General features: G+C 65.9%; 19 protein-coding genes, 2 tRNA genes and 1 pseudogene. 6 read left to right on the top strand and 16 right to left on the bottom strand.

Annotation, left to right across the window (positions count from 1 at the left end; genetic code table 11):
* Positions 1–44 precede the first annotated feature (44 nt).
* The 5 genes from D2V04_RS05965 to tkt form a co-directional block, all read right to left on the bottom strand.
* The gene (locus D2V04_RS05965; RefSeq protein WP_119512351.1) at positions 45–506 is read right to left on the bottom strand and encodes a PaaI family thioesterase; all 462 of its coding nucleotides are present in this window, start codon (positions 504–506) and stop codon (positions 45–47) included.
* Between the two features lie 28 nt (positions 507–534).
* On the bottom strand, positions 535–1,602 hold the full coding sequence (locus D2V04_RS05970) for a serine hydrolase domain-containing protein (protein ID WP_147391777.1): 1,068 nt from the start codon (positions 1,600–1,602) through the stop codon (positions 535–537).
* The gene (locus tag D2V04_RS05975) at positions 1,599–2,798 is read right to left on the bottom strand and encodes a phosphoglycerate kinase (protein WP_119512353.1); all 1,200 of its coding nucleotides are present in this window, start codon (positions 2,796–2,798) and stop codon (positions 1,599–1,601) included. The genes D2V04_RS05970 and D2V04_RS05975 overlap by 4 nt, the downstream gene beginning before the upstream one ends.
* Before the next feature lie 136 nt (positions 2,799–2,934).
* Entirely contained in the window at positions 2,935–3,942 is a 1,008-nt protein-coding gene (gene gap, locus D2V04_RS05980) for a type I glyceraldehyde-3-phosphate dehydrogenase (protein ID WP_119512354.1), read from the bottom strand.
* Positions 3,943–3,956: 14 nt separating this feature from the next.
* On the bottom strand, positions 3,957–5,930 hold the full coding sequence (tkt, locus tag D2V04_RS05985) for a transketolase (RefSeq protein ID WP_119512355.1): 1,974 nt from the start codon (positions 5,928–5,930) through the stop codon (positions 3,957–3,959).
* A 191-nt stretch (positions 5,931–6,121) separates the two neighbouring features.
* Between tkt and D2V04_RS05990 the strand changes: the two genes are divergently transcribed.
* The 4 genes from D2V04_RS05990 (at position 6,122) to D2V04_RS06005 (ending at position 7,793) form a co-directional block, all read left to right on the top strand.
* Complete coding sequence (locus tag D2V04_RS05990) at positions 6,122–6,316, top strand: hypothetical protein (protein WP_119512356.1); 195 nt, start codon at positions 6,122–6,124, stop codon at positions 6,314–6,316.
* Positions 6,313–6,798, top strand: coding sequence for a cell division protein ZapA (locus D2V04_RS05995; protein ID WP_119512357.1), 486 nt, complete (start codon positions 6,313–6,315; stop codon positions 6,796–6,798). Before D2V04_RS05990 ends, D2V04_RS05995 begins: the two co-directional genes overlap by 4 nt.
* A gap of 168 nt (positions 6,799–6,966) precedes the next feature.
* Complete coding sequence (locus tag D2V04_RS06000) at positions 6,967–7,578, top strand: 5-formyltetrahydrofolate cyclo-ligase (protein WP_228766281.1); 612 nt, start codon at positions 6,967–6,969, stop codon at positions 7,576–7,578.
* A complete protein-coding gene (locus D2V04_RS06005; RefSeq protein WP_119512358.1) occupies positions 7,578–7,793 on the top strand; it encodes a DUF2842 domain-containing protein in 216 nt (71 codons plus the stop codon). Before D2V04_RS06000 ends, D2V04_RS06005 begins: the two co-directional genes overlap by 1 nt.
* Positions 7,794–7,861: 68 nt before the next feature.
* Here D2V04_RS06005 and D2V04_RS06010 read toward each other — a convergent pair.
* Positions 7,862–7,938, bottom strand: a tRNA-Asp gene (locus D2V04_RS06010).
* 180 nt (positions 7,939–8,118) lie between these two features.
* Between D2V04_RS06010 and D2V04_RS06015 the strand changes: the two genes are divergently transcribed.
* On the top strand, positions 8,119–8,577 hold the full coding sequence (locus tag D2V04_RS06015) for a hypothetical protein (protein WP_119512359.1): 459 nt from the start codon (positions 8,119–8,121) through the stop codon (positions 8,575–8,577).
* Here the strand turns inward: D2V04_RS06015 and D2V04_RS18465 are convergent.
* From D2V04_RS18465 to thyA, 5 genes are all read right to left on the bottom strand, one after another.
* Positions 8,556–9,161, bottom strand: a complete 606-nt coding sequence (locus D2V04_RS18465; RefSeq protein WP_449015093.1) for an iron chaperone — start codon at positions 9,159–9,161, stop codon at positions 8,556–8,558. The two genes, D2V04_RS06015 and D2V04_RS18465, sit on opposite strands and share 22 nt — an antisense overlap.
* Before the next feature lie 58 nt (positions 9,162–9,219).
* The gene (locus D2V04_RS06025; protein ID WP_119512360.1) at positions 9,220–10,515 is read right to left on the bottom strand and encodes a dihydrolipoamide acetyltransferase family protein; all 1,296 of its coding nucleotides are present in this window, start codon (positions 10,513–10,515) and stop codon (positions 9,220–9,222) included.
* Between the two features lie 5 nt (positions 10,516–10,520).
* The gene (locus D2V04_RS06030; protein ID WP_119512361.1) at positions 10,521–11,579 is read right to left on the bottom strand and encodes an alpha-ketoacid dehydrogenase subunit beta; all 1,059 of its coding nucleotides are present in this window, start codon (positions 11,577–11,579) and stop codon (positions 10,521–10,523) included.
* Positions 11,576–12,877 (bottom strand): 3-methyl-2-oxobutanoate dehydrogenase (2-methylpropanoyl-transferring) subunit alpha, encoded by a 1,302-nt coding sequence (locus D2V04_RS06035; protein WP_119512362.1) that lies wholly within the window; start codon positions 12,875–12,877, stop codon positions 11,576–11,578. The genes D2V04_RS06030 and D2V04_RS06035 overlap by 4 nt, the downstream gene beginning before the upstream one ends.
* 86 nt (positions 12,878–12,963) lie before the next feature.
* Positions 12,964–13,920 carry a thymidylate synthase gene (thyA, locus tag D2V04_RS06040; protein ID WP_119512363.1) on the bottom strand — a complete coding sequence of 319 codons (957 nt, stop codon included), beginning with the start codon at positions 13,918–13,920 and terminating at the stop codon, positions 12,964–12,966.
* Positions 13,921–14,030: 110 nt separating this feature from the next.
* Between thyA and D2V04_RS06045 the strand changes: the two genes are divergently transcribed.
* A tRNA-Pro gene (locus tag D2V04_RS06045) sits at positions 14,031–14,107 on the top strand.
* A 7-nt stretch (positions 14,108–14,114) separates the two neighbouring features.
* Here the strand turns inward: D2V04_RS06045 and D2V04_RS06050 are convergent.
* From D2V04_RS06050 to D2V04_RS06070, 5 genes and pseudogenes are all read right to left on the bottom strand, one after another.
* Positions 14,115–15,152 (bottom strand): tyrosine-type recombinase/integrase, encoded by a 1,038-nt coding sequence (locus D2V04_RS06050; protein WP_228766282.1) that lies wholly within the window; start codon positions 15,150–15,152, stop codon positions 14,115–14,117.
* A 14-nt stretch (positions 15,153–15,166) separates the two neighbouring features.
* A pseudogene (locus D2V04_RS18410) lies at positions 15,167–15,322 on the bottom strand (helix-turn-helix domain-containing protein); the annotation flags it as partial.
* Positions 15,319–15,585, bottom strand: coding sequence for a hypothetical protein (locus D2V04_RS06060; protein ID WP_119512365.1), 267 nt, complete (start codon positions 15,583–15,585; stop codon positions 15,319–15,321). The pseudogene D2V04_RS18410 and the gene D2V04_RS06060, both read right to left, overlap by 4 nt.
* The gene (locus D2V04_RS06065; RefSeq protein ID WP_119512366.1) at positions 15,582–15,836 is read right to left on the bottom strand and encodes a hypothetical protein; all 255 of its coding nucleotides are present in this window, start codon (positions 15,834–15,836) and stop codon (positions 15,582–15,584) included. The genes D2V04_RS06060 and D2V04_RS06065 overlap by 4 nt, the downstream gene beginning before the upstream one ends.
* Positions 15,833–16,762, bottom strand: coding sequence for a hypothetical protein (locus D2V04_RS06070; RefSeq protein ID WP_119512367.1), 930 nt, complete (start codon positions 16,760–16,762; stop codon positions 15,833–15,835). The genes D2V04_RS06065 and D2V04_RS06070 overlap by 4 nt, the downstream gene beginning before the upstream one ends.
* Positions 16,763–16,953: the final 191 nt, after the last annotated feature.

Below are 16,953 nucleotides of genomic sequence, written 5' to 3' on the forward strand. Positions count from 1 at the left end.
GCGCGCGAGCCCTTAGCCAGCACCCGCCGCGCCCGCAACCGGGTTCAGGTGCGCGTGCCGGAAACCTTGCGGATGATCCCGTCGAAGCGCAGCACGGGCTGGCCGTCGGCGGTGACGATGCCCTGCACGAACACGGTCTTGCCGCCCGCGCGCACGACCTCTCCGCGTGCCTCGATCAACTGGCCCACGCGGGCTGGATCGAGGAAGTCGCCGGTGAGGTGGAGCGTGACGCCGTGACTACCGTCCATCGCCTTGCGCGCGATCGTGAAGATCGCCGAATCGGCGAAGGTCATCAGACATCCGCCGTGCATGAAGCCGGCGCCGTTCATGTGCCGCTCTTCCGCGCGGAAGGCGGAGACGAACGAGCCGTCCTCCAACTCCTTGTCGTAGAACGGGCCCGCGCGATCTTCGAACGGGTCGCCGATCCATCTGGACCAGCCGGCCCACTCGCCCTCGGTAATCAGGGCGAGCCCGCTTCCCTCGCCAACCGCCGACGCCTCGCTCATGCCATTCTTCTCCAGACGGTCATCCAGTCTACTCCGCGTAGCGTTCGAGGAATTGCCGGGCGACCGGACTTTCGGAAACCTCGGTCTTGACCAGCGAATTGCCCCACCACAGCGCCTCGGTATTGGCGAGAACGATCAATGTCAGGCGCTTGCCCGGGACTTTGAGATAGAGCGCCGAATATCGCTTCTCGTCCCAACCCGAGTGCCACATCAGGCGCTGGCCGTTCCAGTCCTCGAGCCACCAGCCCTGCCGGTAGTCGCCGAGTGGGCCGATCTCCACGTCTTCCAGCAGGCGCTTCCGCAAAGCGGGTGGGATCAGCACCCCGGCATCGTAAGCGATATCGAACGCGGCGAGCGCCCGCGGGGAGGCTTTGATCCCGGCCGCGGCCCGAAAATCGTCGTCGGATATCGCCTGCTTGACCGGGCGTCCGTGGATCACGTGGAACGGGGGCGCGAGAAAGCGCAATGCATCGCCGCCTTCGGGATCGTGCCACCCCAGCGCAACGTTGCGCATACCTGACGGCTCAGCCACGCGGTCGCGCACGATCGCTCGCAGGGTCCGGCCGCCGGCGCCCGAAATCGCACGGTCGATCCGGGCGAAGGCGATCGGGTTGTAGACGAACGCGTCGCCGTTGGCGCGCATGTCGAGCATCTCGGCGAGCGTCGTCGGCCGGGCGCAATCCATCGGCGCTATGGGATTTCCGAGACGGTCGATGCCCCCACCGCCGAACGGGATCGGCGATCCCGACAGCCATTCGCAGGTGTCGGCCCAACCCGGGTCCGCGCTCATGGGAGTGTCCAGAGCGAGATCGCCGGCAAGTCCTTCGGCCAGAATCGCGGTGGCCGCGATGGGCTTCGTTACCGAGGCGATCGAATAAGTGGTGTCGGCCGTTGTCGGCAGATCCCCCTCGTCGTCGTATGTCCCGAAATAGCCTTCCCAGGCGATCCGGCCGTCCTTGACGATAACCGCGCTGAGCGAGGGTGTTGCGCTATCCTTGCGGACCTGTTCGAGGAACGCGCCGAACTCGGCATAGTCGTCCTGAGCCGAGGCCGGCAGAGGCATGACCGCCAGCGCGAGCGCGACCAACCATCTCAACACGTCAAAGCCGCCACGCCAGGAAGCTCCTTACCCTCCATCCATTCGAGGAAGGCACCACCGGCGGTTGAAACGTAAGTGAATTCCTTCGCCACACCCGCATGATTGAGCGCCGCCACCGTATCGCCGCCTCCCGCGACCGAGACGAGCGAACCGTCCTGCGTCAGCGCGGCGGCAGTGCGGGCGAGCGCGACGGTGGCGGTGTCGAACGGCTCGGTCTCGAACGCGCCGAGAGGGCCGTTCCAGACCAGGGTGCGGCAGGTCTTGAGCACGTCGGCGAGTGCCTCGGTCGCCTGCGGACCGATGTCGAGGATCATTTCGTCGGCGGCGACTTCGTGCACGTTGCAGGTACGCAGAGACGGCGGATTCGCGGCGAATTCCTTCGCCACCACGACGTCATAGGGCAGATGCACCGTGCAGCCCGCGTGATCGGCCTTGTCCATGATCGCGTTGGCCGTCGCGGTCAGCTCGTGCTCGCACAGCGACTTGCCGACATCGACCCCGCGCGCGGCGAGGAAGGTGTTGGCCATGCCGCCGCCGATGATCAGGTGCTGCACCCGCCCGACGAGGTTTTCGAGCACCGCCAGCTTGGTCGAGACCTTGGCCCCGCCGACCACCGCCGCGACCGGCTGCTCGGGATTGCCGAGCGCCTTGTCGAGCGCGGTCAGTTCCTTCTCCATCGCGCGACCGGCGTAGGCGGGCAGCAGATGCGCTAGGCCCTCGGTGCTGGCATGGGCGCGATGTGCGGCGGAGAAAGCGTCGTTGACGTAGAAGTCGGCGTTGGCGGCGATGCCCTTCGCGAACTCGGGATCGTTCGCTTCCTCGCCCGGCCAGAAGCGGACGTTGTCGAGCAGGCCGATGTCGCCGTTGCGCAGGATCGAGATCGACTGCTCGACCACCGGGCCCGCCACCTCGGAGATGAACATGATCTCGCGCCCGAGAACGCGCGACACGTCGCCCTGGACGTAGCTCGTGCTCAGGGTCGAATGACGCTGACCCTTGGGCCGGCCGAAGTGCGCGAGCAGCAGCACTTTGGCGCCTGCATCGGCCAGTTCGAGGATCGTCGGCATGCTCGCCTCGACGCGGGTGACGTCGGTGGCGGAGCCATCCTTCATCGGCAGGTTGAGGTCGACTCGGACGAGCGCGACCTTTCCGGCCACGTCACCGAGATCGTCGAGGGTCTTGAACTTGGCCATTTGCATCTCCTTCGCCCCCCGTCAGCGAGGGATCGGGGTGGGCATGGGCCCGCAAAGGGCCCACCCCGCTGCGACTAGCGGTCGCTTCGCGCCCGCAAGTCTCGCGCCCCTCCCGCAAGCGGGAGGGGGCAAGCCCTCAAAGCAGCCCCGCCATCACGCCGGCCGTGTCGATCATGCGGTTGGAGAAGCCCCACTCGTTGTCGTACCAGCTCACCACGCGCGCGAGCTTGCCTTCGAGCACCGCGGTCTCGAGACTGTCGACGGTCGAGCTTGCCGGATAGTGGTTGAAGTCGCTCGAGACGAGCGGCTGGTCAGTGTAGTCGAGCACGCCCTTCATCGCGCCTTCCGACGCAGCCTTGAGCGCCGCGTTGAGTTCCTCCGCGCTCGTGTCGCGGCCGGGCGTGAAGGCGAGATCGATCAGGCTGACGTTGGGCGTCGGCACGCGGACCGAGGAACCGTCGAGCTTGCCCTTGAGCTCGGGCAGGACCAGCCCGACCGCGCGCGCGGCGCCGGTGGTGGTCGGGATCATGTTCTGCGCGCCGGCGCGGGCGCGGCGCAGGTCCTTGTGGATCTGGTCGAGCATGCGCTGGTCGTTGGTGTAGCTGTGGATCGTGGTCATGAAGCCGCGCTCGATGCCCACCGTCTCGTGCAGCACCTTGGCGACCGGTGCGAGGCAGTTGGTAGTGCAGCTCGCGTTGGAGACGATCACGTCGTCCGCGGTCAGCGTGTCCTGATTGACGCCGAACACGATGGTCTTGGACACGCCCGTCGCCGGGGCGGAGATCAGGACGCGCTTGGCGCCCGCGTCGAGATGCGGACGGCTTGCCTCGTCGGACTGGAAGAAGCCGGTGCATTCGAGCACGATGTCGACGCCGTTCGCCTTGTGCGGCAGCTTGCCCGGGTCGCGCTCGGCGGTGACGTGGATGCGCTTGCCGTTGACGACCAGGTCGTTGCCGTCGGTCTCGACCTTGCCGGGGAAACGGCCATGCGTGCTGTCGAACGCGAACAGCAGGGCGTTGGACTTGGTGTCGGCGAGATCGTTGATCGAGACGAGTTCGAGATCATGGTCGTCGCGCTCCAGGATAGCCCGCGCCACGAGCCGCCCGATACGTCCGAAACCGTTGATCGCAACCTTGGTCGCCATATGAAGAGCTCCTGCTAAGTGCTGAGTTTGGCCTGAATTTTGGGAACGATGGCTTCAGCGGTGAAGCCGAATTTCTCGAACAGTGCCTCGGCCGGAGCGGAGGCGCCGAAGCGGTCGAGGCCGATCTGCAGCCCGTCCGTGCCGGTGTACCGCTCCCAGCCGAGGGTCGAGCCGGCCTCGATCGAGACCTTGAGTGCATCCGCCGGCAGCAGGCCGCGCCGATAGGCCTCGTCCTGCGCCTCGAACAGTTCCATGCACGGCATGGACACCACATCGGTGCCGATGCCCTGGCTTTCAAGCGCATCGGCCACATCGCAGGCGACCTGCACTTCGGAGCCGGTCGCGATAAGCACGACCTTGCGCCCTGCCTCGGCCGCGCGCAGGCGGTAGGCGCCCTTGCCGCTCAGCATCTCGCCCTCATGGCGGAGCTGAGGCAGACCCTGCCGGCTCAGCGCGAGCACCGAGGGCGTGCCCTTGGTCTGCAGCGCGAGGTTCCAGCATTCGGCAGTCTCGATGATATCTGCCGGGCGGAACACGTTGAGGTTGGGGATCAACCGCAAGCTCATCAACTGCTCGACCGGCTGGTGGGTCGGCCCATCCTCGCCCAGCCCGATCGAATCGTGGGTGAAGACATAGATCGTCCGCGTCTGCTGCAGGGCGGAGAGCCGCACTGCGTTGCGGCAGTAGTCGCTGAAGATCAGGAACGTGCCGCCGTAGGGGATCACGCCGCCGTGCAGCGCCATGCCGTTCATCGCCGCGGCCATGCCGAATTCACGGATGCCGTAATAGACGTAGCGCCCGCCGTAGTCGTCGGCAGTGAGCGGCTCCATTGCCTTGGTCTTGGTGTTGTTCGAGCCCGTCAGGTCGGCCGAGCCGCCGACCATCTCGGGCAGACGCGGCGTGAGAACCTCGAGCGCCATTTCGGACGCCTTGCGGGTGGCGACCTTCTGGTCCTTGCCGAGCCATTCGGCGAATGCCTCGGCGATCTCCTCGCCGGCCGGCAGATCGCCGGCCATGCGCCGCTCGAATTCGGCCTTGCGGTCCGATGCCGCGAGCCGCTCGTGCCATTCGCCGCGCGTGCGGGCGCCGCGCTCCCCGGTAGCGCGCCAATCGGCGAGAATCGCTTCGGGAACCTCGAACGGCTCCGCATCCCAGCCCAGTTCCACACGCGCCGCAGCGACTTCCTCGGCACCGAGCGCCGCACCGTGGGTCGCGGACGTGCCCTGCTTGTTGGGAGCGCCCTTGCCGATGACGGTACGGCAGGCGACCAGCGAGGGGCGCTCGTCCGCCAACGCCTCGTCCAGCGCGCGCTGGATGTCGGCCGGATCGTGACCGTCGCACGATACGACATGCCACCCGGTCGCTTCATAGCGGGCGCAGATGTCCTCGCTCGTCGACAGGTCGGTCGAGCCGTCGATGGTGATCCGGTTGTCGTCCCACAGCACGATCATGCGGCCGAGCTTGAGGTGCCCGGCGATCCCGATCGCCTCGTGGTTGATGCCTTCCATCAGACATCCGTCGCCGGCGACCACCCAGGTGCGGTGGTCGACCAGTTCGTCGCCGAACTCGGCGTTGAGATGCCGCTCGGCAATCGCCATGCCGACCGCCATCGCCAGGCCCTGACCAAGCGGCCCGGTCGTGCATTCGACACCGTCGAGCAGGAAGTTCTCCGGGTGGCCGGCGCAGGGGCTACCGAGCTGGCGGAAATTCCGGATCTCCTCCATCGTCGGATGCGCATAGCCCGAGAGGTGGAGCAGCGAGTAGATCAGCATCGAGCCATGCCCGGCGCTGAGCACGAAGCGGTCGCGGTCCGCCCAGTCGGGCGTGGACGGGTCGAACTTCAGATACTTCGACCACAGAACGGCGGCGACGTCGGCCATGCCCATCGGCATGCCGGGATGCCCCGAATTCGCTGCCTGCACCGCATCCATCGACAGCGCCCGGATGGCATTGGCCATCGGCGCCAGGCGGGTCGGATCGAGGCTCATGCGGGGTATGCTCCTGGAGGACGTGAGGTAATGCGCATGCCCGGTCGATTCGGGCGCGCGAAGCCTTTGCGGACGCGCAGGCGCAGGTCAACAGCGCGCAGCGGCACGTCCCCGGCCGCCGAGCGGGCGCAAGTTATCAACAGGTGACGGCAAGGCTTTGCGCGGTCACACATTTGCGATAGTTTGGTCTCATGGATGGCGAGCGTATCGAACGCGCCGTGCAGCGCATAGAGGCTGCACTCGGCCGGATCGCCAAGGCGGCGGACGACTATAACCCGGCCCCGCCCTCGGTCTCCGGCCTGGTGGTCGAGCACGAGCGGCTGCGCGAGGCGACCGTCGGTGCTCTCAAGGAACTGGACACGCTGATCGAGAGACTCGAGCGATGAGCGAGGTCAGGCTCCTTGTCGGCGGGCGCGAGTACACTGTCGGCTGTGCCGACGGTGAGGAGGCGCACGTCACGCGCCTCGGCGAGATGGTCGACGCCAAGCTGCAGCAGCTCGGCAGCAATCTCACCGCCCGTGACGCGCAGAACCTGCTCTTCGCCTCGATCCTGCTCGCAGACGAGCTCGACGAACAGCGCCGCGGTGCGCCCGAAGGGGGAGAAGCGCGTCAGGCGATCGCCGAGCGCGACGACGAGATCGAGCGGCTTCGCGCCGCCCATCAGGATGCGGAAGTGGACGCCGCAGCCGCCCGGGCCGAGATCGAAACGCTGCGCAAGGAGCTCGACGACCTGAAGGCCGGACAGACGGCGCCATCGACCACGCCCGACCTGTTCCGCGACCCGGATCTCGCCCCCGCTCTCGAACGATTCGCCGATTTGCTGGAGAATTGCGCCGAGAAGCTTGAGAGCAAGCGGGCGACCTCCTAAATAGAGGACGGCGGGACTGCCCGGCACGAGCCGCTAGAATATCCCTGAGGCTATAAGCAATCCAACGGGAGCTGTCCCTGCCTTGGTCCACTGGTTCGTCCGGGGGACCCGGGCATACGGCGCCCACCTGACGTTTAGGCGTCAGAGGATTTCGCCGGAAAACGACCCATGGTGGTTCCGCCACTCGATTTCCCCGATATACGCGAGGCTATGACCAAGGCCGAACTGAGGAAGGCGCTGCGCGCCGCACGCCGCGAGCATGTCGCGGCCTTGCCGGAGCAGGTTCGGGCGCTCGTTTTCCACCGGCCGCCTGCACCGCTGCTCGAACGCGTGCCCGAAGTTGCCGCGATCGGCCTCTACGTCGCGCACCCGCACGAGGCGCCGGCGGCATCCTATGCGCGGTTCTTCGCCGAGCGCGGACACGCGGTCGCCCTCCCCCGCTTCGCCACGCGCGAGGCTCCGATGGAATTCGCGCTCCACACCGATCCGTTCGGGGAGAGCGATCTCGTCGAAGGCCCGTTTGCGATTCGCCAGCCCGCCGCCGATGCCGAAGCGATCGAGCCGCAGGTGCTGTTCATGCCACTGCTCGGCTTCACCGATCGCGGCGACCGCCTGGGACAAGGCGGCGGGCATTACGACCGCTGGCTGGCAGCGCATCCGGACACGCTGCGGATCGGGCTTGCATGGGACAGCCAGCTCGTCGGCGAACTGCCGGTAGAGCCGCACGACATGCCGCTCGACCTGGTCGTCACGCCGACGCGGCTCTACGGACCGTTCTGATGCGGCAGGAACCGAGCTGGCGCCTCCCGGTAGGCATCCTGGGGCTGCTTGCCGGCCTGACGGTCTACGGCCTGCTGATCGCGCGCTACGTGCCCGATCTCATCGGCGGCTGGCCCGCCTGGGCGCAGACGCCGATCTACCTCGCGCTGGGCCTCGTCTGGCTGTTGCCGCTCAGGCGCTTCCTGATCTGGATGGAAACCGGCCGCTGGGGCTGACGTGCGGCGCGGCGTTGCCGCCAACCCGCTGCGATGCTTACCAACAAAATCTCGAAGAAAATCCCAAGTGGCGCGAGTGACGGGACTCGAACCCGCGACCTCCGGCGTGACAGGCCGGCGCTCTAACCAACTGAGCTACACCCGCGCATTCTCGGGCGGTGCACCGCTTGGGAGCCGCGCCACTAGGGCAGCCTGAATGGGCTGTCAATGGCCTCGCGCGCGGCTTTTTCACGGTGTTGAAAAGCATCCGTGCGGAGGCTTTCGTTAACCATATTTTCGTCTCTTCCCGCCACCTCGGACCACGAGGAGACAGAGGGGGAAGTCCATGCGTATCGGCCTCGTGATCGGCAGCCTTGCCTGCTTCGCCGCCAGCGGCGTCGCGGCCCAATCGGCGAGCGGTATCTCGCGCGCAGTCTATGTGGAACGCACCGCGACCACGCCCGACGGGGAGCGGGTTCGCACGATCGAGCCGGCCGAGGACCTGCGGCCCGGCGACAAGGTCGTGCTGATGGTCGAATGGCGCGGCAGGCGGAGCGGCGATCCGGTCACCGTCTCCAGCGCAGTACCCCGCACCCTCGCCTTCCAGCGCAGCAGTTCCGACGCGCTCGAGGTGTCGGTCGACGGCGGCCGCAACTGGGGCCGGCTCGGCACGATGCGAATCGCGGACGGCGACGGTATGCGCCTCGCCTCGCCCGAAGACGTCACGCATCTGCGCTGGCGTTTCGACGACGGCAGCGTCGCAGCGCGCGCCGCGCGGGTGACCTACAGTGCTATCGTGCGCTGAGCCGGCCGACTAGCAGCTCTCGTACTTCCAGTTGCGCTTCTTGCCCTCGGCCAGCCACTCGACTGCGGTGGCGATGCGCTTCGTGCGGGTCGCCGGGCGCTTGGCCTCGACGATCCATTCCAGATACTCGCGGCGATAGGAGGGCGCGAGCGTATCGAAGAACGCACGCGCCCGTGGCGCCGCGTCGAGGGCCCGAGCGAAATCCTCCGGGACCGGAATCTCGGCTTGGGCTTCGCCGCGCGCTTGGACGCCTTTCCCGAAATGAACGCGTCGGCAGCCGCCCGGAAGCGCGCCGCGAGGTCTTCGTCCGGCGGCAGTTCTTCGAGCGACGCGATCTTGCCGAGAGTACCCATGCCTTCCGCCGAGTCATCTTCGCCGTGAATCATCACTGCCGCATGTGCCTTGAACGCGGCCATCCCGACCACGTTCTTCCCGCCGACCATGAAATGCGGCATGCCCCATTTGATCGCTTCCTCGGCCTCCGGCAGCGCGGAATGCACCAGAGCGCGGACATGCCGGAGGATCGGCTGCGCGAAGTCCTCGGCCTTGTCGATATAGGCGTCGATGTGTGGGTCGGTGCGCATGGAAGCACCCTACCCGATCCTCCCCATCTTCGCGAAGCGCAAATGGGGAGGATTCAGGTCAGTCCGCCAGCAGCAGCACCGGCGTTTCCAGCAACTTCTTGAGTTCCTGCACAAAGCTCGCCGCGTCGTAGCCGTCGACCACGCGGTGGTCGCAGCTGATCGAGACGTTCATCAGCTTGCGCTTCTCGATCCGTTCGCCGCCCATGCCGTCGGACACGAACATCGGTCGCTCGATGATCCGGTTCGGCCCGATGATCGCGACTTCGGGGCGGTTGATGACGGGCGTCGTCGCCACGCCACCCAACGGACCGAGCGAGGTGAGCGTGAGCGTGGAGCCGGAGAGCTCGTCCGACTTCGCGGACCCGTCGCGCGCGGCTTCCGCCAGACGGCCGATCTCGCGCGCGAGCTGCCACAGGTTCTTCGCCTGGGCGTCGCGGATCACGGGGACCATCAGGCCCTTGTCGGTCTGGGTCGCCATGCCGAGATGGACGGAACCGTGGCGCGTGACCATACCCGCTTCGTCGTCATAGCGCGCATTGATCATCGGGAAGTCGGGCAACGTCCTGCAAATCGCGGAGATCAGCAGCGGCAGCATGGTCAGCTTCGGCTTGTTGCCGCGATTGGCGTTGAGATCGGCACGCAGCCGCTCGAGCTCAGTCACGTCGCATTCCTCGACATAGGAGAAATGCGGGATGTTGCGCTTCGATTCGGCCATGTTCTGCGCGATGCGCTTGCGCAGGCCGATGACCTTGATCTGCTCGTCCGACCGCGCACGGCCCGCGGGCGAGAAGCCGCTGCCGGCGTTGTAGGAGAGGAACGCGTCGAGATCCGCGTGGCGGATGCGCCCGTCCTCGGCCGGTTTCACTTCGGCGAGGTCGATGCCGAGGTCCTTCGCGCGGGCGCGCACGGCAGGGGAGGCGAGGACTTTCGTATGCGGCGTCGCTGCCGGTGCAGGTGCGGGCGTAGCGGCCGGTTCGGGTTCGGGATCCGCCGCAATCGCATCGTCGGCGTCGCTCGCATCGGAGGTCTCGACTTCGATCCGTTCCTCGACCTCGTCGGCCTTGGGTGCGGGAGCGGCTTCCGCCTCCTCCTGCACATCGTCGGGCACTTCGCCCTCGGTCTCGATCACGACGAGCATGGAGCCGATCGCGATCGTGTCGCCGATCTCGCCGGCGACCTCGACGACTTTGCCCGCGACGGGGCTTTCCATCTCGACGGTCGCCTTGTCGGTCATCATGTCGGCGAGGCGGTCGTCTTCCTCGACCGTGTCGCCGATCTTCACGTGCCAGTCGACGATTTCGGCCTCGGCAATGCCTTCGCCGATGTCGGGGAGATTGAAGGTGAACTTCGCCATGTGCGTCAATCCTTCAGGAGCTTGTCGATCGCTTCGCCGATGCGAACCGGGCCGGGGAAATAGGCCCATTCGAGGCTGTGCGGATAAGGGGTGTCGAAGCCGGTCACGCGTTCGACCGGGGCCTCGAGGTGATAGAAGCAGCGCTCGGTGACGAGCGCGGAGAGCTCCGCGCCAAAGCCGGAGGTACGGGTCGCCTCGTGCACGATCAGGCATTTGCCGGTGCGCTCGACCGAGGCTTCGATCGCCTCGATATCGATCGGCACGAGCGTGCGCAGGTCGAGGATTTCCGCCTCGATGCCCTTCTCGCGGCAGACCGATTCGACCACGTGGACCATCGCGCCGTAGGTCAGCACGGTCATCGCGTCGCCTTCGGTCACCGTGCGCGCCTTGCCGAGCGGGATCTTGTAGTACCCCTCCGGCACCACGCTCTGCGGGTGGCGTTTCCACGGCTCGGCCGGCTTATCGTAGTAGCCGCTGAAGGGCCCGTTGTAGATCCGCTTCGGTTCGAAGAAGATGACCGGGTCGTTGTCCTCGATGCACGAGATCAGCAGGCCCTTCGCGTCATACGGCGTCGATGGAATCACCGTCTTGAGACCCGAGACGTGAGTGAAGATCGCTTCAGGGCTCTGGCTGTGCGTCTGACCGCCGAAGATCCCCCCGCCGAACGGCGAGCGCACCGTCATCGGCGCGATGTATTCGGTCGCAGAGCGATAGCGCAGCCGCGCCGCCTCACTGATCAGCTGATCCAGACCGGGATAGATATAGTCCGCGAACTGGATTTCGGGCACCGGCCGCAAGCCATAGGCCCCCATCCCCACCGCGACGCCGATGATACCGCATTCGGAGATCGGTGTGTCGAACACGCGCGTCTTGCCGTGCTTTTCCTGCAGGCCCGCGGTGCAGCGGAAGACGCCGCCGAAATAGCCGACGTCCTCCCCCATAACGATCACGTCGGGGTCGCGCTCCAGCATGATGTCGAGCGCGTCGTTAATCGCCTCGATCATGTTGAGGCGGCGCTCGGTGCCGCTCTCTATAGCCTGGTTTTCCTTCACTTCGGCGCTCATTGCGGGCGCCCCCCGTGGAACTTGATCAGCCGCTCGCGCGTCGCCTGTTCGGCCTGTTCCTTCAGATGCCACGGCAGTTCCTCGAACACGTCCTCGAACATGGTGCGGAACGGCTGGTGCATGCCGTGGCCGAGGGTGCCGTTCTTCTCGGCCTCCTTGGTCGCGGCCTTGACTCGCTCGGCCGCCTCGCGATCCATCTCCGCTTGGCGGTCCTCGTCCCATTCACCCAGCGCGATCAGGTGGTTCTTGAGCCGCATCACTGGATCGCCCAGCGGCCACTCCTCACGCTCCTGGGCGCTGCGGTAGCCGGTCGGATCGTCGGAGGTCGAGTGTCCCTCGGCCCGATAGGTGAAGTATTCGATCAGCGTCGGCCCGGCATTGGCCCGCGCACGGTTCGCCGCCCAGCGCTGCGCGGCATAGACCGCGAGCGCGTCGTTGCCGTCGACCCGCAAGCCCGCCAGCCCGTATCCCAGTGCGCGCGCGGCAAAGGTCGTCCGCTCCGCGCCGGCGAAACCGGAGAAGCTGGAGATCGCCCACTGGTTGTTGATAACGTTGAGGATAACCGGTGCATTATAGACGGTCGCAAAAGTGCAGGCCGAATGGAAATCGCCTTCCGCCGTGCTGCCCTCGCCCACCCAGGTCGCAGCGATGCGGCTGTCACCCTTCATCGCGCTCGCCATCGCCCAGCCTACCGCCTGCGGCGTCTGCGTCGCGAGGTTGCCGCTGATCGAGAAGAAGCTGTGCTCGCGGCTCGAGTACATGATCGGGAGCTGGCGGCCCTTCAGCTTGTCGCCCTTGTTCGAATAGATCTGGTTGATCATCTCGACGAGGTCGTAGCCGCGCACGATCAGCACGCCCTGCTGGCGATAGCTGGGGAACACCATGTCGTCGCTCGCCAGCGCCATTGCGGCGGCAACCGAGGTCGCCTCTTCCCCGGTGCACTTCATGTAGAAGCTGGTTTTGCCCTGCCGCTGACCGCGGAACATGCGCTCGTCGAACGCGCGGACGAGCGCGAAATGGCCGAGCATGGTGCGCAGCGTGTCGGGATCGAGCTTCGGGTCCCACGGACCGTGAGCCTTATTGTCGTCGCCGAGAACGCGGATCAGGTCATGGCAGAGCGGTGCCGTCTCCTTGGCGTCGCACGCCTCGTCGGGGCGCGGCTGTGCACCGGGCTCGCTGACCTTGATATGACTGAAGTCCACCGTGTCGCCAGGGCGGAATTTGGGTTCGGGAACGTGAAGCCGGAGCGTGGGCTTGTTGGCCCCTGCTTCCCGGTCCGCGTCGGGCCTGTCGGCCATAGGGTGATCTCCCAAAGCGTGAGACGCATTCTTATACGTGTGAGTTATTTTATTTCACAGCTCGGGAGGGGTCAAGCTCTCCCGTCTCAGACCGCCACAGGGGCCTTGATCGGCCCCAGCGGCGTGTAATCGCGGACCTCGAAATCCTCGAGACGATAGTCGAAAATCGTCTCCGGCCGCCGCACTATCTCAAGCCGCGGCCGCCCCTGCGGTTCCCTCGAAAGCTGCTCGGTAATCAGGTGCTCGTGGTTGAGATAGAGGTGCACGTCGCCGCCCATCCACACGAATTCGCCCGGCTCGAGCTCAACCTGCTGCGCGATCATCCGCTGAAGCAGCGCGCCCGACCAAAGATTGAATGGCAGACCCAGCGCAACGTCGCAGCTCCGCTGGTAAAGCGCGCAATTGAGCCGGCCGTCGGCAACGTGGAACTGGTAGGTCTTGTGGCACGGCGGCAGCGCCATGCGGTCGAGCTCGGCGACATTCCATCCCTCGATGATATGGCGCCGGCTGCCCGGATTGGTGCGCAGCGATTCGATCACTTGCGCGACCTGGTTGATCCCCGGCCCCTTCTCGTAGGTGCCGTCAGGCCGATAGCGGTACGTTGGCCAGTCGACCCACTGTTTGCCGTAGACCGGGCCGAGATCGCCCCACCGTTCGGCGAACGCCTCGTCCTCGGCGATCCGCTGCACGAAGTCCTCCAGCGCGATCGCATCACCCGTCTCGCGCACGTACTGGGCGTGCGGCCACTCGTTCCAGATCTTCACGCCCTGCAGCACCAGCGGGCGAATGTTCGTCTCGCCGGTGAGGAACCACAGCATCTCCCGCGTCGCGGTCTTCCAGTAGACCCGCTTGGTGGTGAGCAGCGGCATCGCGCCGTCCGCGAGATCGAAGCGCAGCATCGCACCGAACACCGATCGCGTGCCGATACCGGTGCGGTCCACCCGTTCGCTCCCCTCGTTCCAGATGCGGCGCATGAGGTCGAGATACTGCTGTTCGGGATGATCGCGATTCGAAGAATCGGCAGAAAGTGCGGCGCTGGCCATGCCAACTTCCTAGACCTGCAATTGCCGGCTTGCCACCCCGACGCGCGCTGCCTATAGGGCCCGCCTTGCCTCGACCCGCACGGCACTTCGCCGGACGGGACCGACACGGTCGGGGAGTAGCTCAGCCTGGTAGAGCACTGTCTTCGGGAGGCAGGGGCCGGAGGTTCGAATCCTCTCTCCCCGACCAATTACTTTCAAGCACTTAACACCTCCCCGGAACAGGGGTCAGAGGTCGCAACCGAACCTTTTCCAATCGCGTTAGCGACGTTGCGAAGGTAGTCGGGGCTGTAGCGCGCGTAGTGCTTCTGGGTCGTTCGATCATCATCATGGCCCATGAATTGAGCGAGTTGCGCCATCGGCACGCCCGCTTCGGCCGCCCAGACCGCCCCGGTGTGGCGCAGCGTGTAAGGGGTCGCATGGACAGCGCTCCTTTCGGATGCCGCCTGAAACGCCTTCTTGATGTTGCCGACCTTCTTCCCGCCGCGCTCGACCACGTATTCGCAGGTGCGCGCTTCGTAGGCGCGCTGCAGTGTCTCGAGTAGCTCATCGCTGATCGGCACGATGGTGCGCCGCTTCGCCGTCTGCGCCCGGCCCGGTGGCCGAAAATCGATCAGCCGGCGCATGAAGTCGACGCGATCCCAGGTCAGATCGAGAATCGCCGACGGGCGCGCCATCGTGTGCAGCCCGAGCATGACGTAGACCTTCGCGTGCTCAGCGCGGATGCCCCCGAAGAACTTGGCGAACTCGGCGCGGGATAGATGACGCGTCTCTCGCTCCGGCGTCGGTGGAAGCCAGATAGCTGGCGCTGCGGTGATATGCCCTTCCCGCCTGCCCCATTTGAGCGCGGTCGATAGCTGGAGGAGTTCGTAGCGCGCGGTCGCGTCGGCGACTCGGCGGGTCTTGCGGTACGCCTTGCACATCGGCTCACCGATCAGATCCGGCTCAACGTTCTCCCAGAAGGGCTTCATCGCCTTCCACGCATCCTGCCGCCGACTGTGCGATGGCTTGTGCGCGATCGAGGCGAGGTAGCCGCTCATCAGTCGGCCCACGGACCACGATGCACCGTCGCTGACTTGCCAGCGGATTGCCGCCTCTGCCTCGGCGGAGGCCCGATCTTTCGAGGCGAGTCGATGACGGCGACGCTTCGGCCCCTCGCCGGCGTCCTCCCACCAGACGATTGCGAAGCCTTTGTCGAATCGCTGGACGGAATATTCTCGTTGCTCGCCTGACATTCGTATCTCTCCACTTCCGCCGCGCTGATGCGAATAAGCGCACCAGGTCGGAAGCATTGCAAGTCGCCGCTGCGGATCAGCTTGTAAACCAGCCCCTCGCTACAGCCCCACCGCTCGGCGAGCTGCGCAACGGAATAGGGGCGTGGTTTCGGGGTGAAGTGCGCGTTCATCGTGCTGCCCTCCCCCAATCGATCCCGCTCAGCAGGATGCCCGCAAGACACTGCGCAAACGGCAGTCCCGCGTTCGCTTGGATTGTGAATATCTCCAGCGCCTGCCGCTCCAGCATCTCGGACTGATCGTGCGGGAGGCTCACCCGGCTCAAGCCGCGCAGGCTGCCGAGCATCGTGTGCACCACGACCGGATGGCCCTCGCGGCAATGCCCGCGTGGCGGGAGGCCGGAGACGGTTCGGAGGGTGACTTCGGCCTTGCTCACTCCCAAACCCTCCGCCTCGGCAAATGCCCGGTCGAAACAAGCTGCTCCCTCGCCTCGTCGCGACTGATCGAGCGCCCGGCCGACCATGGACCGAACGCAGCCGTCACCGCCGTCTGCGCCTCGCGGTATGCGGCCTCTGCGGCGTCGAGCTGCGAGAAGGCCTCGGCCAGTGCGCGGGTGCGCTGGAGTTGCGTGTCCTCGGCGGGGAGGTGGAGGACCTTGGCGCGGCGGTTCGCGGTCGGGCTGCTCACTTCATCTCTCCCAGATGGGAGTCGATCTTGGCGAGGGTTTCTCGCGCGTCGAGGATATGGGGCATCGCATCAAGGCACAGGCCGGCATCATCGCAGAACTGGTCTGCAATCACGCAGAGGCCCCTCAGATCCTCCCGCGCCTCCCTCAGAAGCTCTACCGTCTTATCCGAGGCAACAAACGGGCCGCTGGTGAACACAGCAGAGCACTTCACCCCCGCGTCATGCGCAGCTTTGCACAGGCACGACGGGCAGAGCAGTCCGCCTTCATGGCCGACCGGTGACAGCTTTTCGTTCCAGACCTCACGCGGCACGAGCAGGTCGGGGAAGCCGTGTTCGTCGCCGTAGGGCCTTCCGCAGTCGTAGCAGCGAGCACCGTCTACCGTCTTATCGCTCGGGAGGGGGAGGGTGGCTCTGATAGCGGCTGCAAAGTCGCGCTCCCACTTGGAAACGGGATGGTCACCGCTCATCATCCAATCGCGGATGAGGTCCACTAGCTTGTCGTCAGTGGCGGGTATCGCCGCGCATGGTCCTTCATGACCCGGTGCACGAGTGCAGCGCCAGCCTTCCGGAGGGATAGCGCACTCCTCTGCCTCACTCGGGCTATGTGTTGTGCGGAGGGCGGAGATGAGCGCGTGCTGAGCTTCGCCAAACGAGGCGTCATCGTGATCGAACTCCGGATCATCGGTGAGCAGAAGCCCAAACCTGCCAAGTAATTCGTGGAACTCCGCCAACTGCGTAACCCCGGAGCACTGTGTTGTGCGGACCAGCGCGATACCTTCGTGCTGCAAGCCGCCAAGGACATGCCGAGCGCCGTCTCGCGCCGTCCAGTCCACGTCGAAACTTTCGCTGATGCAGTCGGTGAGGAGGTCCAGAACCTCGTCCTCGTCAGTGAGGTCGATCGGCGTCACTTCAACTGGTGCTGTCATTGGTCGTTCCTCTCGGGGGCAGTTCGGGAATTGTGGGCGCGAATGGCATCCAGCTTCCGCCCCTCGCAGGACCCAATGTAGATACCACCCACCGTTTCGGGGCACGGATCACATTCGGCGCGCCACCACCCACTTTCGTATTGGAAGAGCGTCATTTCCTGACCGCATTCCGGGCATGGCTTCAGTTTCGG

This window comes from Pelagerythrobacter aerophilus, from assembly GCF_003581645.1.
GTDB lineage: Bacteria > Pseudomonadota > Alphaproteobacteria > Sphingomonadales > Sphingomonadaceae > Pelagerythrobacter > Pelagerythrobacter aerophilus.

Excerpts from the sequence above, each read along its gene's own strand:
- D2V04_RS05965 (WP_119512351.1), bottom strand. The coding sequence starts at position 506 with ATGAGCGAGGCGTCGGCGGTTGGCGAGGGAAGCGGGCTCGCCCTGATT.
- D2V04_RS05975 (WP_119512353.1), bottom strand. The coding sequence starts at position 2,798 with ATGGCCAAGTTCAAGACCCTCGACGATCTCGGTGACGTGGCCGGAAAG.
- gap (WP_119512354.1), bottom strand. The coding sequence starts at position 3,942 with ATGGCGACCAAGGTTGCGATCAACGGTTTCGGACGTATCGGGCGGCTC.
- tkt (WP_119512355.1), bottom strand. The coding sequence starts at position 5,930 with ATGAGCCTCGATCCGACCCGCCTGGCGCCGATGGCCAATGCCATCCGG.
- D2V04_RS05990 (WP_119512356.1), top strand. The coding sequence starts at position 6,122 with ATGGATGGCGAGCGTATCGAACGCGCCGTGCAGCGCATAGAGGCTGCA.
- D2V04_RS05995 (WP_119512357.1), top strand. The coding sequence starts at position 6,313 with ATGAGCGAGGTCAGGCTCCTTGTCGGCGGGCGCGAGTACACTGTCGGC.
- D2V04_RS06000 (WP_228766281.1), top strand. The coding sequence starts at position 6,967 with ATGGTGGTTCCGCCACTCGATTTCCCCGATATACGCGAGGCTATGACC.
- D2V04_RS06005 (WP_119512358.1), top strand. The coding sequence starts at position 7,578 with ATGCGGCAGGAACCGAGCTGGCGCCTCCCGGTAGGCATCCTGGGGCTG.
- D2V04_RS06015 (WP_119512359.1), top strand. The coding sequence starts at position 8,119 with ATGCGTATCGGCCTCGTGATCGGCAGCCTTGCCTGCTTCGCCGCCAGC.
- D2V04_RS18465 (WP_449015093.1), bottom strand. The coding sequence starts at position 9,161 with ATGCGCACCGACCCACACATCGACGCCTATATCGACAAGGCCGAGGAC.
- D2V04_RS06025 (WP_119512360.1), bottom strand. The coding sequence starts at position 10,515 with ATGGCGAAGTTCACCTTCAATCTCCCCGACATCGGCGAAGGCATTGCC.
- D2V04_RS06030 (WP_119512361.1), bottom strand. The coding sequence starts at position 11,579 with ATGAGCGCCGAAGTGAAGGAAAACCAGGCTATAGAGAGCGGCACCGAG.
- D2V04_RS06035 (WP_119512362.1), bottom strand. The coding sequence starts at position 12,877 with ATGGCCGACAGGCCCGACGCGGACCGGGAAGCAGGGGCCAACAAGCCC.
- thyA (WP_119512363.1), bottom strand. The coding sequence starts at position 13,920 with ATGGCCAGCGCCGCACTTTCTGCCGATTCTTCGAATCGCGATCATCCC.
- D2V04_RS06050 (WP_228766282.1), bottom strand. The coding sequence starts at position 15,152 with ATGTCAGGCGAGCAACGAGAATATTCCGTCCAGCGATTCGACAAAGGC.
- D2V04_RS06070 (WP_119512367.1), bottom strand. The coding sequence starts at position 16,762 with ATGACAGCACCAGTTGAAGTGACGCCGATCGACCTCACTGACGAGGAC.